Genomic DNA, 13113 nt, shown 5'->3' with positions numbered 1-13113 from the left:
GAGTGCCGATGCCGCCGAAGAAGGCCGTGAACACGCCTTCCAAGCGCCCGAGAACGGCCCCTGCAAGAACCGCCAAGATTTTCAAGAGCGAAGCAAAACCGGCGACGCAGAATCCCATTAAAAGCGGCAAAACCACCTCCAGCGACGTCGCCGCGGCGGCCGGGGTGTCGCGGTCGGCGGTGTCGTTCGCGTTCAACAATCCGCAGCGGATCTCGGCCGCCACCCGGGAGCGGATCCTGGCCGCCGCCGAGCAGCTCGGGTACACGCCGAGCACGCTCGGGCGGATGCTGCAGGCCGGGACGACGAACTCGATCGGGGTGCTGCTGCCGCAGCGGCTGGCGCAGATCCTGGACAACCCGTACTACGCGAGATTCCTGATGGGCGCCGGGCAGGTCTGCGACCGGGAGGGCTACACCCTGCTGCTGACCCCGCCGCTGCGGGACTCGGTGCTCAAGGCGATCCCGTACGCCGCGGTGGACGGCTTCGTGGTCTGCGGGCTGGAGATCGACCGGGGCGAGGTGGCCGAGCTGGACCGGCGCGGGATCCCGTTCGTGCTGATCGACTCGGACCGGCACGAGGGCGCCCCGCACGTCGAGGTGGACGACCGGGGCGGGGCCCGGGAGGTGGCCCGCTACCTGCTGGAACTCGGGCACCGGCAGATCGCGGTGCTCTCCATCGACCCGGGTCCGGACGTGGCCACCCGCGGCTACCAGGGGCCGCTCGGGCGGCGCCTGGCCGGGATCGGGGACGCGCTCGCCGACGTCGGGATGACCATGGCCGACGTGACGCTGGCCGAGGTGCCGGCGACCCGCGGCGACGGCTACCGGGCGACGGCCGGGCTGATGGCGGCGCGCCCGACGGCGATCCTGGCGCTCTCCGACGTGCTCGCCTACGGCGCCGTCGACGCGCTGCGCGAGCTCGGCTTCGACGTCCCCGGCGACGTGTCGGTGACCGGCTTCGACGACCTGTCCGAGTCGGCCTGGTTCCGTCCGGGACTGACCACGGTCCGGCAGCCGATCGTGACCAAGGGCCGGATCGCCGCGGACTTCCTCATCTCGGCGATCCGGGGTGAGGACCAGCATCCGCACCAGACACTTGGCACGTCGCTGATTGTGCGCGATTCAGCCACAAAACCGGCGTAGCGGAACGGCTGCAAGAACTTGCAGCAAGAAAGCAGCCGTCCAGCTATGTAACACGTGTTAGTTGCCTGCTAGCGTTCCACGCCATGACTGATCAATTGGTCGCACCGCCCACCGTCGAGGCGCCACCGGCTTCCTGGTGGCGCAATGCGGTCATCTACCAGATCTACCCGCGCAGCTTCGCCGACTCGAACGGCGACGGCATCGGGGATCTGCCGGGCATCACGGCCCGACTGCCGTACCTCAAAGATCTTGGGGTTGATGCGGTCTGGCTCTCCCCGTTCTACGCGTCGCCGCAGGCGGACGCGGGTTACGACGTCTCGGACTACCGGACCGTCGACCCGATCTTCGGCACCGTCGCCGACGCCTCCGAGCTGATCACCGGCGCCCACGCACTCGGCCTGCGGGTGATCGTCGACCTGGTCCCCAACCACTCGTCCGACCAGCACGAGTGGTTCCAGAAGGCGCTCGCCGAGGGCCCCGGCTCGCTGTTCCGCGAGCGCTACCACTTCCGCCCCGGCAAGGGCGAGAGCGGCGAGCTGCCGCCGAACGACTGGCCGTCGATCTTCGGCGGCCCGGCCTGGACCCGGACCACGAACCCGGACGGCACCCCCGGCGACTGGTACCTGCACCTGTTCGCCGCCGAGCAGCCGGACTTCAACTGGGAGCACCCGGCGGTCCGCGACGAGTTCAAGACCATCCTCCGGTTCTGGCTCGACCTGGGCGTCGACGGCTTCCGGATCGACGTGGCACACGGCCTGATCAAGGAGAACGGTCTGCCGGACGTCGGTTCGGACGCCGAATGGCACCTGCTGGGCGTCGGCGAGAGCCCGTGCTTCGACCGGGACGGCGTGCACGAGATCTACCGCGCGTGGCGGCGGATCCTCGACGAGTACCCGGGCGACCGGATCGCGGTCGCCGAGGCGTGGGCGCCGAACCTGGCCCGGGTCTCGCACTACGTCCGCCCGGACGAGCTGCACCAGGCGTTCAACTTCAGCTACCTGGGCACCGCGTGGAACCCGCACGAGCAGCGCCAGATGATCGACGACTCGCTGGCCGCGATGGGCGCGGTCGGGGCGCCGACCACCTGGACGCTCTCCAACCACGACGTGGTCCGGCACACCACCCGGCTGATGCAGACCGGCGAGGGCGAGGTGGCCGGCCGCAAGGCGCTCGCCGTCGACGACGCGGCCGCGCTGCGGCGGGCCCGGGCGGCCAGCGCGCTGATGCTGGCGCTGCCCGGCTCGGCGTACCTGTACCAGGGTGAGGAGCTGGGCCTGCCCGAGGTCCTGGACCTGCCGCCGGAGGCCCGTCAGGACCCGGCGTTCCACCGGGCCGACGGCCAGGACGGGTACCGCGACGGCTGCCGGGTGCCGATCCCGTGGAGCGGGGACGTGGCGCCGTACGGCTTCGGCCCGGCCGGCGGTGGCAGCTGGCTCCCGCAGCCCGCGTCCTGGGCCGGGCTGAGCGTGGCCGCGCAGGCCGGCGTGCCGGACTCGACGCTGGAGCTGTACCGCCGGGCGCTCGCCGTCCGCCGGGACAGCCCGGCCCTGCAGCCGATCGACAACCTGCGCTGGGTGACCGCGCCGGCCGGGGTGCTCGCCTTCGAGCGGGCGGTCGCCGGCGCGCCGGTGTTCCGCTGCACGGTCAACATGAGCGACCGGCCGGTGACCCTGGGCCGCCCCGGCGAGCTGCTGCTCGCCAGCGGGCCGGTCGAGGCCGGACCGGACGAGGTCGTGCTGCCGCCGGACACCACGGTGTGGTGGCAGCTCTGAGCTGAAATCAACCCGGCCACCCTCGGACGGTGCGGGTGGGCGGGGTACGGGCGTGACGCGATCCGGGGGGAACGCGTCACGCCCGTACTTTTTTCTTCCTCAGTTTGCCGCTCGATACGCCGATCTGGCAGGTCACCTGATCTGCAACCAAACGGCGAACGGCGGTGGAGCATGCGACGCACGGAAGGACCGGCCCTGGTGGCCGCGCGTCTCGTGCTCCTGGCCGCGGTCTGGGTCGCGCTCACCGCGCTCCTGGCCGTCGCCGGGCTGTTCGGCGACGCCCCGGCCTGGCTGCTCTGGCCGGCCGCGATCGCGGCGACCGCCACCGCGACGTGGTCCGCCCGGGTCGCCGCCGCGGTGAGCCCGGGCAGCGCCCGGCGGTTCTGGCGGCGGCTGACGGTCGCGACCGCCGTCCTCACCGCCGGCACCGTCAGCCACGCCACGCAGACCGTGCTCGCCGGGCACCTGAGCTCGATGAACATGTTCAGCGCCGGCTGCTACCTGGGGTCGGTGGCGATCGCCGGGTACGCGATGGCCCGGCTCCCCCGCCCCCGGCGCACCTGGCGGGCGAACCTGGCGACCTGCCTGGACATCGCGGTCGTCGGGGTGGCCGCGGCGCTGCTCATCACACACTTCGTGGGCAGTTTCCCGATCGGCGGGGGCGTCCCGCCGGGGGCCGGGCCGGTGATGCCCGGGCTGCACGTCAGCATGATGCTGATCATGCTGGTCACGGCGGTCACCGCGATCCTGGCGGTGATCCGGGTCGGCATCACCGGCGCGGGTCCGGTGCACGGCCCGGCGCTCTGGTTCCTCGCCCCGGCCGGCCTGCTCCCGCCGATCTCCTGGCTGCTCTACCCGGTGTTCCAGGGCTTCCCGCACCTGAGCGTCACGGCGATCGTGCTGGCGCCGCTCGGGCTCATGTTCGCGCTGGCCGCGCACTCGCAGATCCGCTCGGTCGGGCGGCCGGCCCGGCCGAGGAACGCCGGCCGGCTGCGCCGGTGGCGCCGGATCAACGTGGTGCCGTACGCCGCCGTCGCGATCACCGTCGGCATGCTGATCTTCGTCACCCTGCACCTCGGGTACCTGCCGCCCGGGCTGGCCGGGGGCTCGGTCGTGCTGATCACGCTCGTGGTGATCCGCCAGATCGCCGCCCTGTCGGACAACACCGTGCTGCTCGACCAGCTGGAGGAGCGGGCCAACCACGACGACCTGACCGGTCTCCCGAACCGGCGGATGTTCGCCGCCACCCTGCAGGAGCGCACCGAGCCGGGCGCGGTCGCGGTCGGCGACCTGGACGGCTTCGGCACGCTCAACGACCGGCTCGGCGACGAGCGGGGCGACGCGCTGCTGCGGGCGGCCGCGGCCCGGATCGCCGAGACGTTCGGCCCGGACGCGTTCGTCGCCCGGCTGCTCGGCGACGAGTTCGGCATCCTGGTCCCCGGCGACGCGGGGCACCTGGGCGAGCGGCTGGTCCGCGCGTTCCGGCAGCCGCTGCAGGTGGACGGGCACGACCTGCTGGTCACGGTCACCGTCGGGGTGGCGGCCGGGCGCGACGAGGCGGTCCCGGACCTGCTGCGCCGGGCCGAGCTGGCGCTCAAGTCGGCCAAGCGGGCCGGCGCCAACCACTTCCAGGAGCACACCGCCGAGCTCGACGACACCGCGCAGCACGACGCCGACCTGGCCGCGGCGCTGCGCCGGGGGCTGGAGATGGGCGAGTTCCGCCTGGCCTACCAGCCGATCGTGGAGCTGCCCGGCGGCCGGATCACCGGGGTCGAGGCGCTGATCCGATGGTCGCCGCCGGACGGGCCGCCGGTCTCCCCGGTCGAGTTCATCCCGGTCGCCGAGCAGACCGGGATGATCCTCGACCTGGGTCTCTGGGTGATCGAGACGGCCTGCGCCGACGCGGCGCGGTGGCAGTCGCGGTACGGCGCCGGCGCGCCCCGGGTCAACATCAACGTGTCGGCCCGGCAGCTGCTCGACCCGGAGCTGCCGGACCAGGTCGCCTCGATCATGGCGCGGTACCGGCTGGACCCCGACAAGATCACGCTGGAGATCACCGAGACCGCGGTCTTCGGCGGCGGCGCGGCCCTGAGCACCGTCCACGAGCTGCGCGGCCTCGGCGTCGGGGTGGCCCTGGACGACTTCGGCACCGGGCAGTCGTCGCTGACGCTGCTGCGGACCTGCCCGGTCACCACGCTGAAGGTCGACAAGTCGTTCATCGACGAGCTGAACGGCACCGCCGAGCAGGAGGCGATCGCCACCTCGCTGAGCACGATCGCGGCGACGCTCGGGCTGCGCGCGGTGGCCGAGGGCGTCGAGACCTACGAGCAGGCGGTGCGGCTGGAGGCCCTCGGCTACCGGTACGCGCAGGGCTACTACTTCGCCAAGCCGGGCCCGGCGGCCCTGATCGACGCGGCGCTGGAGGAGCGGGCGGCGCTGGAGGTCGAGGTCGTCCAGTAGTAGCCGCTAGAAAAGTGGACGTTCATTCATTATTATCGGCGGCATGCGGAACCAGACGAGCCGCTCGGCGGAACACGTGGCGCTCTTCCGGGCGCTGGAGACGGCCCGCCGGCGGGACCGGGTCGTCGACGACCCGTACGCGAAGAGTTTTTTGACCGGAACCCACCGCCTCGCCGCCGGTCTGGCCCGGGTGCCGGCCCTCGGCCGGCGGATCGAGCGGTACCTGGACCGGCGCTGGCCGGCCGGGCCGCGCGCGTCCGCGGTGGCCCGCACCCGCCTGATCGACGACCTGACGCTGGCCGCGCTGGACCACGGCGCCCGGCAGGTGGTGCTGCTCGGCGCCGGCTTCGACAGCCGGCCCTACCGGCTGCCCGGCATCGGCGCGGCCCGGGTCTTCGAGGTCGATCACCCGGCCACCCAGGCCACCAAGAAGCGGCTGCTGCATCCGTCGCGACGCGAGCACGTGCGCTTCGTCCCGGTCGATCTGATCACCGGTGATCTCGCGGCGGCGCTGCGGGCGGCCGGCTTCGCGCCGCTGGAGCCGACCGTGGTCGTCTGGGAGGGCGTGACGAACTATCTGACCGCGGCGGCGGTCGACGCGACGATGCGGCTGGTCGCGGACAGCACGGCGAGCGGCAGCGAGCTGATCTTCACCTACGTCGATCGGGCCGCCCTGACCGGTGACGTCCCCGGCGTCGCCGAGTGGCACGCGGTGGTGCGCGCCGGCGGCGAGCCCTGGACGTTCGGGTTCGACCCGGCCGAGCTGCCGGGGTACGTCGCCGCCCGCGGCATGCGGCTGGCCCTGGACCGGTCCGCCCGCGACGCCGCCCGGGAGTACCTGGCGCCGCTGGGCCGGCACGAGCCGGCGGCCGAGTTCTACCGGATCGCCAAGGCGGAGATCCTCTGATGCCGAAGGTCAGCGACGAGCACCTGGCCGCGCGCCGCCGGCAGATCCTCGAGGCGGCGGCCCGGTGCTTCGCCCGCGACGGCTTTCACCGGACGTCCATGCAGGACATCGTCCGCGAGTCCGGGATCAGCGCCGGGCTGGTCTACCGGTACTTCACCGGCAAGGACGACATGATCACGGCGATCGTCACCGACTGGCACGAGCAGCGCGCCGCCCGCCTGGCCCCGGACCCGGCGACCGCCTATCTGGACCTGCTCCGCTCGGTCGGCGATCCGGCCGCCCGCGACGACGCCCGCCTGGGGGTCCAGGTGTGGGCCGAGGCGCTCCGCTCCCCCGAGATCCTCGCCCTGGTCAAGGCCGGTGTGGACGGCCCCCGCGCGGCCGCCGCCGGAGCGCTGGGCGGCGACGACGCGCTGGCCCGCGTGCTGATCGCGATCTATCAGGGCCTGGTCCTGCAGACCGCCTGGGACGAGCCGGTCGACCACGAGGCGTTCGCCCGCGCCGTCGAGTCCCTGGTCGCCCGGGCCGGGGAAGGCCCGGGGCCGGCCCGGGGGTGACCAGTGGTGTTCACCGGCTCGCCGGGGCGGGCGGGTCGGCCACTCTTCGTACCGAGAAGCGGATCACGAAGGGAACCACCATGACGATCACCCCCTCCCGGCGCACGGTTCTGCAGGGCGGCCTCGCGGCCGGCGTCGCCGTCGCCACCACCGCCACGTTCGCCGGCGCGCTGGGCGCCACCCCGGCGAGCGCGGCCACCGCCACCGCCACCACCGCCGGCGCCTCCGACAAGATCAAGCCGTTCCGGCTCTCGATCCCGGCCAGCCGGCTCACCGAGCTGCGCCACCGGGTCGGCTCGACCCGCTGGCCCAGCCGGGAGCTGGTCACCGACCGCTCGCAGGGCGTGCAGCTGGCCACCGCCCAGGCGGTCGCCAAGTACTGGGCGACCCGCTACGACTGGCGCCGTTTCGAGGCGAAGCTGAACGCGCTGCCGCAGTTCACCACCGAGATCGACGGGCTGGACATCCACTTCGTGCACGTCCGGTCGCCGCACCGGGACGCGCTGCCGCTGCTGGTCACGCACGGCTGGCCGGGCTCGATCGTGGAGTTCCTGGACGCGGCCGGCCCGCTCACCGACCCGACCCGGTTCGGCGGCTCCGCGAAGGACGCGTTCCACCTGGTCATCCCGTCGATCCCGGGTTACGGCCTGACCCAGCAGCCGACCGAGACCGGCTGGGGCGCGGCGAAGATCGCCGGGGTCTGGGCGACTCTGATGCAGCGTCTCGGCTACACCAGGTACGTGGCCCAGGGCGGCGACGTCGGCGCGGCGGTCACCGACACGCTGGCCCGGCTGGCGCCCGCGGGCCTGGCCGGCATCCACATGAACCTGCTGCTCCCGGCGCTCGGCGGCGCCCCGGTGCCGACCGGCACCGCCGAGGAGCAGGCCGCGAAGGCCGCGCTCACCGCGTTCCAGGCGACCGGCAGCGCGTACATCTCGGAGCAGTCGACCCGGCCGGAGACGATCGGGTACGCGCTGTCCGACTCGCCGGTCGCCCTCGCGGCGTGGATGCTCGACCACGACACGGACAGCTACACCAAGATCTCCCAGGCGTTCCTGGGTGGCGCGGCCGCCGGCAACCTGACCCGCGACCACGTGCTGGACAACATCTCGCTCTACTGGCTGACCAACACCGGGGTGTCGGCGACCCGGATCTACTGGGAGAGCGCGCAGCCGGCGACCGGTGGCGGCGCGACGCCGGCGATCACCGTGCCGGTCGGGTTCAGCGCGTTCCCGGGTGAGCTGTTCCAGGCGCCGCGCAGCTGGGTCGAGGCGTACTACCCGACGCTGAGCTACTACAACAAGCCGGCCAAGGGCGGGCACTTCGCCGCCTGGGAGGAGCCGGAGCTGTTCACCAGCGAGCTGCGCGCGGCGTTCCGGGCCGTCCGCTGACCCGGCCACGACAAAAACCGATAAAAACCTGAAAGACCGATTATTCGGTACGGGACGTGTTGTAGGCCGCGAACGATCGCCGGTCGCCCCGCCACGCCGAGCGCGGGGCGACCGCGTCCAACTCGGCCAGGTCCCCGGTGGACAGCACCACGTCGGCCGCGGCCAGGTTGGCCAGCACCCGGGCCGGATTCCGGCTGCCCGGGATCGGGACGACGTCCCCGCCCTGGGCCAGCAGCCACGCGAGGGCCAGCTGACCGGTGCTGACGCCGTACGCCAATGCCTTGGTCTTCAATGCCGAGACCAGCGCGAGGTTGGCAGCCAGCGCGGCCCCGGCGAACCGGGGGTCCGCGGCGCGGAAGTCGCCGGGGCCGAAGGGCCCCGCGGGCAGCGCGCCGGTCAGCAGACCGCGACCGAGCGGGCTGTAGGCGACGATCCCGGCGCCGCCCGCCCGCGCCGCCGGGACGATGTCGTCCTCGGGCTCGCGCCAGGCCAGCGACCACTCGGTCTGCACGGCCGCGATCGGGTGCACGGCCCGGGCCGCCGCGAAGTCGTCCGGGCTCACCTCGGACAGTCCGAGATGGCGCACCGTGCCGTCCGCGACGAGCTCGACCATCGCGCCGACGGTGTCCGCGATCGGCACCGCCGGATCGGGCCGGTGCAGGTAGTAGACGTCGAGCACGTCGGTGCCGAGCCGGCGCAGGGACGCCTCGCAGTAGGACCGCACGCGATCCGGGTGCGCGTCGAGCCGGGTCCCGTCCGGCCCGCGGACGATGCCGAACTTGGTGGCCAGCACGACCTCGTCCCGCCGGCCCGCGATCGCCCGGCCGACGAGCTGCTCGTTGTGGCCGGCGCCGTAGCTCATCGCGGTGTCCAGCAGAGTCACCCCGCGATCCAGCGCCGCCCGTATCGTGAGGATCGACCGGTCGTCGTCGGCCGGGCCGTAGGCCTGGGAGAACCCCATGCAGCCGAGCCCGACCCGGGCCATCTGTGTGGCGAACATGGAGCCAGCCTGGTCCCGCCGGATTGATATGTCCAAGACACGTTCCCGATGGCATTCATCGTGCGGCACGATGAACGGGTGGAGCTCCGACAACTCAGCTACGTGGAGGCGGTCGCCCGCTACGGCGGATTCACCCGCGCCGCCGAGCGCCTGCACGTCGCCCAGTCGGCGGTCTCCGCGCAGATCCGGGCGCTGGAGGCGGAGCTCGGCGTCGCGCTGTTCGCCCGCACCACGCGCCGGGTGGCGCTGACCCCGGCCGGCGAGATGTTCGTGGCGCGGGCCCGCCGGATCCTCGCCGAGCTCGACGGCGCGCGCCTGGAGATGGGCGAGATCACCGCGGTGGTCACCGGCCGGGTGACGGTCGGCGCGACCACCGTGCTCGGCCCGTTCGACCTGCCCGGCGCGCTGGCCCGCTTCCACGACCGGTTCCCCGGCATCGCGCTGCGGCTGCGGTCCGGCCTGGTCACCGGGCTGCTCGGGGCGCTCGACAACGGCGAGGTGGACCTGGTCGTCGGCCCGGTCCACGCCGACCTGCCGGCCCGTTTCGAGGCCCTCCCGCTCGCCGACGAGCAGCTGGTCCTGGCGCTGCCGCCGGGCCATCCGCTCGGCGGGGCCGGCCGGATCACCCTCGGCGAGCTGCGCGACGAGCCGTTCGTCTGCCTCGGCGCGGGCAGCGGGCTGCGGTGGATCCTGGACCAGGCGGCCCGGACCGCCGGCTTCACCGCGAAGGTGCAGTTCGAGACGCACAGCCCGCAGAGCATCCGGGAATTGGTCGCCGCGGGCCTCGGCGTCGCATTGCTGGCCCGGTCGGTCGCCGAGAAAGATCAAGGGCCGGCGATTACGGTACGGAATCTGCACGCGCCCCCACCCCACCCGCCGATCGGCGTCATCCACCATCGCGACCGCCCGCTGACTCCGGCGGTCCAGGCCTGCCGCCACGTCCTCGTCGAGCAGGCCGCCCCGCGGAATCCCGAGCGGACTCCCGCGGCCGCATTGCCGTCGCCGGAATGAATCGGGGAATGCGGCGGTTCTTTTACGCCGCCCGATGCCCCGGCACAAGCGCGACACCTGTGAACTCGCTGAAAAGCTGACGCCTTTGCCCGGTTTCCGGCGACCCGGGCGACGGCGCTGATCCGCATACCGGGCCGCTCCTCCGAACTGTCCGGTAGGGAACACGCTCCGTGATGCGGACCGCTTCGCACGCAGGCAAAAGTCTCCCCCTTTACCCAACTTTCCGCTCGTTAAACCTGCAGCTCAGAGGGGTACTGCGAGATGCGATCTGCGATATGCAGATTGCCTGACCCGGCGTTAGTCTGGTTACACGCGAGAGGGAAACCCGACCACCAGTCACGGAGAGTAGTGGGATGTCGAGATGAGCGCAGGGGAGCGACGGGAGTCGGCACTGAAGCGCAAGCGCCTGGTCCGGCGGCTCAATGAAATTCGGCGGCAGACTTCCTACACCCAGGCCGACGTCGCCAAGGAAATGCACTGGTCGCAGTCCAAGGTGCACCGCATCGAGACCGGCGAGAACAGCATTTCCTTCAACGACCTGAACGCCCTCATGGGCCTTTACGGACTGGCCGACAGCGACGTCTTCGAGGAATTGGCGAAGATGGCCGAGGTGGCCCGCCGCCGGAGCCTCCCGCAGATCAGCGACATCCATTCGAAGGACTTCCGGGCGTTCCTGGAGAGCGAGATCACCGCCGACACCGAGCGGGAATTCGAGAACGTTTTCGTCCCGGGTCTCCTGCAGACCTCCGAATACGCCGGAGCGGTCATGCGCACGCTCCTGGAAATCGATTCCGCCACCGGCGACGAGAAGGCCGCGCGGACCGATCGGGCGCGGCGCATCATCGAAGTGCGGGAATGGCGTCAGCAGGTCTTCGCGGAGGGCGGCATGACGCTCGCGTCGTTCGTGCTCGACGAGGCGGTGATCCGCCGGGTGGTCGGCGCCGAGTCCGGCGACACCTCGGTGATGCGCGGTCAGCTGGAGCACCTGAAGACGATGAGCCGGCACGAGCGGGTCGACCTGCGGGTGCTGCCGTTCGCCGCGGGCGCGCACGTCGCGCTCTCCGGGCCGTTCGTGATGCTGGGCTTCAAGGACCCGGAGGACCTGCCGCAGCTCTATCTGGAGAACGCCGCCGGCGAGTCGCTGACCACGCAGGACGAGGCCCACCTCACGCGGTTCACGGCGAACTTCGAGGCGATCCAGGCCCGCTCGGTGCGCGGCGACGAACTGGACGCACTGCTGGACCACGCGATCGACGCGATCCGGTAACCCGGCTTCGCACCTGCGGAAACATCACGCGCGGACAGGGGAGGAGGCGCTGATGATCCACCTGGGGATCGACCCGGGCGCCTGGGGCGCCCGGTCCGCCGAGGAGCCGGCGTGAGCGAGACGGATCGGGATCTGCCCTTCCGGACCGCAGCGCCGGAGGTCGAGGAGACGAAGCCCCGGGCGGGCTTCGTCGGCTTTTGGGGCCTGGTCCGGGAGATCCTGACCGACGCCCGGATGTTCCTGCGCGCCGTCGTGCTCCTGGTCGCGAGCGCCGCCGTCCTGATCGCCCTGACCCGCTTCCTGGCGGTGCTGCCCTGGACGGCGCCGGTCTTCGCCGCGTCCACGCTGCTCACCCTGCTGGTGGCCACGGCCAAGCGGATCGTGCGGCGGAAGCGGCGGATCAGATCCGGTGGCGACGGGCATTAACGCGCTGATCCCACCGGGAAAGAATGGGTTCACAAGCGAGGCCGCCGATGACACTCACCAATAACGCAATGACGGCGAGGGCAATTGCCCTCGCCGTTGTCGTCTGGAAAAGAGTGGTGCCGAGGCCCCGGCCGAGCACGATCGCGACCACCCCGGTACAACCGGCGTAGAAGACCAACCGAACGGTGGATGCGGGATCAGTCGGCGGTTGATCCTGCTCATGCGCTTGCTGCTCTTGAACGGACGTAGGTCCGTCGGAAGAACCAGTTCGCACCAGCCACCTCGTCACGCCCGGGCCGCCCTTGCCGCCCACCGTCTGCTGCCTGGATCCTACAAGAGACACCAGGCCGGAAATGGAATCATGAACCTGCGCGGTAATCCGATCAGGGATGCATATTCCTTACAGTTCCGCAGTCCAAACCAGACTAGCTCTTGCATCGAAAGGAATCTACACTCTGGGCTGCCGGATCCCTGTCCGACCGGGACGATCTCGCACCCGGGGTGACGGATCCACGAGACCGCACGGACGGCTGAGCGGTGCGCGCACGCGCCGGCGGCCGGCCGACCTACCTGGGAGGCACGTTGAGCGACACGCCGCCGGCACAGCCTGTTTGGCGCAAGAGCTCTCGCTGCGGGCACGGCAACTGCGTCGAGGTCGCCGTCACCGGCGACACCGTGCTGATCCGGGACAGCAAGGACCCGTCCGGCGGTGTCGTCGAGTGCGATGCCGTTCAGTGGGGTCACTTCCTCTCCGCGGTCCGGGCCGGCGCCTTCGGCGCGTAGTACGGCCGCATACCCACGAACGGTTCGAAAGTCTCGCCGCAACGGGTGAGTGAAACACAGCGCCCCGCCGACCCGGGACGGGCCGACGGGGTGCGACAGTGTGGACGGACTCAGCGGACGGTCGGGGGACGCTGGGCTCGACGCCGCCGGATACGACGGCGGCGCATCCGCGCCAGGAGAACCGCGACCCTCGCCACGGCGCCGCACAGGGCGGCCACGAACTTGAGGACCGTCGTGGCGACCTCCAGGAGATACACGATCTCCGGGAGTCGCTCCGAGGTCATGAGGTACGAGATGATCAGCTGGAGCACCGGGGGCCCATCCTCTCCGCAACCTGCCACGTTTCCCCTGTTCACCGGGGCTATGACGAGAAGCCTGCGGAAGGCCGGACCGTCCC

At 71.8% G+C, this 13113-nt stretch carries 13 protein-coding genes; 10 read left to right on the top strand and 3 right to left on the bottom strand.

What is annotated here, in order from left to right; translation table 11 throughout:
- Positions 1-8 precede the first annotated feature (8 nt).
- The 6 genes from L3i22_RS13820 to L3i22_RS13795 all read left to right on the top strand — a co-directional run bounded on the left by L3i22_RS13820 (position 9) and on the right by L3i22_RS13795 (position 8229).
- Complete coding sequence (locus L3i22_RS13820) at positions 9-1142, top strand: LacI family DNA-binding transcriptional regulator (protein WP_221327361.1); 1134 nt, start codon at positions 9-11, stop codon at positions 1140-1142.
- 83 nt (positions 1143-1225) lie between these two features.
- Positions 1226-2914, top strand: coding sequence for a glycoside hydrolase family 13 protein (locus tag L3i22_RS13815; protein ID WP_221327360.1), 1689 nt, complete (start codon positions 1226-1228; stop codon positions 2912-2914).
- Positions 2915-3085: 171 nt separating this feature from the next.
- Entirely contained in the window at positions 3086-5374 is a 2289-nt protein-coding gene (locus tag L3i22_RS13810; protein ID WP_221327359.1) for a bifunctional diguanylate cyclase/phosphodiesterase, read from the top strand.
- Between the two features lie 43 nt (positions 5375-5417).
- Positions 5418-6281 (top strand): SAM-dependent methyltransferase, encoded by an 864-nt coding sequence (locus tag L3i22_RS13805; protein ID WP_221327358.1) that lies wholly within the window; start codon positions 5418-5420, stop codon positions 6279-6281.
- Positions 6281-6838 (top strand): TetR/AcrR family transcriptional regulator, encoded by a 558-nt coding sequence (locus L3i22_RS13800; RefSeq protein ID WP_221327357.1) that lies wholly within the window; start codon positions 6281-6283, stop codon positions 6836-6838. Before L3i22_RS13805 ends, L3i22_RS13800 begins: the two co-directional genes overlap by 1 nt.
- 80 nt (positions 6839-6918) lie before the next feature.
- A complete protein-coding gene (locus L3i22_RS13795) occupies positions 6919-8229 on the top strand; it encodes an epoxide hydrolase family protein (RefSeq protein ID WP_221327356.1) in 1311 nt (436 codons plus the stop codon).
- A 40-nt stretch (positions 8230-8269) separates the two neighbouring features.
- On the opposite strand, the gene L3i22_RS13790 is transcribed toward L3i22_RS13795, so the two are convergent.
- On the bottom strand, positions 8270-9229 hold the full coding sequence (locus L3i22_RS13790; protein WP_255658205.1) for an aldo/keto reductase: 960 nt from the start codon (positions 9227-9229) through the stop codon (positions 8270-8272).
- A 78-nt stretch (positions 9230-9307) separates the two neighbouring features.
- Here L3i22_RS13790 and L3i22_RS13785 point away from each other — a divergent pair, with 78 nt between their 5' ends.
- The 3 genes from L3i22_RS13785 (at position 9308) to L3i22_RS13775 (ending at position 11933) form a co-directional block, all read left to right on the top strand.
- Positions 9308-10240, top strand: a complete 933-nt coding sequence (locus tag L3i22_RS13785; protein ID WP_255658204.1) for a LysR family transcriptional regulator — start codon at positions 9308-9310, stop codon at positions 10238-10240.
- A 361-nt stretch (positions 10241-10601) separates the two neighbouring features.
- Positions 10602-11507, top strand: a complete 906-nt coding sequence (locus L3i22_RS13780) for a helix-turn-helix transcriptional regulator (RefSeq protein WP_221327354.1) — start codon at positions 10602-10604, stop codon at positions 11505-11507.
- A 111-nt stretch (positions 11508-11618) separates the two neighbouring features.
- Positions 11619-11933 (top strand): hypothetical protein, encoded by a 315-nt coding sequence (locus L3i22_RS13775; RefSeq protein WP_221327353.1) that lies wholly within the window; start codon positions 11619-11621, stop codon positions 11931-11933.
- Here the strand turns inward: L3i22_RS13775 and L3i22_RS13770 are convergent.
- On the bottom strand, positions 11908-12246 hold the full coding sequence (locus L3i22_RS13770; RefSeq protein ID WP_221327352.1) for a hypothetical protein: 339 nt from the start codon (positions 12244-12246) through the stop codon (positions 11908-11910). The two genes, L3i22_RS13775 and L3i22_RS13770, sit on opposite strands and share 26 nt — an antisense overlap.
- Before the next feature lie 269 nt (positions 12247-12515).
- Here L3i22_RS13770 and L3i22_RS13765 point away from each other — a divergent pair, with 269 nt between their 5' ends.
- The gene (locus L3i22_RS13765) at positions 12516-12716 is read left to right on the top strand and encodes a DUF397 domain-containing protein (protein WP_221327351.1); all 201 of its coding nucleotides are present in this window, start codon (positions 12516-12518) and stop codon (positions 12714-12716) included.
- Positions 12717-12826: 110 nt separating this feature from the next.
- Here L3i22_RS13765 and L3i22_RS13760 read toward each other — a convergent pair whose 3' ends face one another.
- Entirely contained in the window at positions 12827-13027 is a 201-nt protein-coding gene (locus tag L3i22_RS13760) for a hypothetical protein (RefSeq protein ID WP_221327350.1), read from the bottom strand.
- Positions 13028-13113: the final 86 nt, after the last annotated feature.

Source organism: Actinoplanes sp. L3-i22 (assembly GCF_019704555.1).
Classification (GTDB): Bacteria; Actinomycetota; Actinomycetes; order Mycobacteriales; family Micromonosporaceae; genus Actinoplanes.
This window is presented reverse-complemented; position numbering and strand designations above follow the sequence as displayed.

Coding starts and splice junctions, on each gene's coding strand:
- L3i22_RS13820 (WP_221327361.1), top strand. CDS start 9: ATGCCGCCGAAGAAGGCCGTGAACACGCCTTCCAAGCGCCCGAGAACG.
- L3i22_RS13800 (WP_221327357.1), top strand. CDS start 6,281: ATGCCGAAGGTCAGCGACGAGCACCTGGCCGCGCGCCGCCGGCAGATC.
- L3i22_RS13790 (WP_255658205.1), bottom strand. CDS start 9,229: ATGTTCGCCACACAGATGGCCCGGGTCGGGCTCGGCTGCATGGGGTTC.
- L3i22_RS13805 (WP_221327358.1), top strand. CDS start 5,418: ATGCGGAACCAGACGAGCCGCTCGGCGGAACACGTGGCGCTCTTCCGG.
- L3i22_RS13795 (WP_221327356.1), top strand. CDS start 6,919: ATGACGATCACCCCCTCCCGGCGCACGGTTCTGCAGGGCGGCCTCGCG.
- L3i22_RS13810 (WP_221327359.1), top strand. CDS start 3,086: ATGCGACGCACGGAAGGACCGGCCCTGGTGGCCGCGCGTCTCGTGCTC.
- L3i22_RS13815 (WP_221327360.1), top strand. CDS start 1,226: ATGACTGATCAATTGGTCGCACCGCCCACCGTCGAGGCGCCACCGGCT.
- L3i22_RS13780 (WP_221327354.1), top strand. CDS start 10,602: ATGAGCGCAGGGGAGCGACGGGAGTCGGCACTGAAGCGCAAGCGCCTG.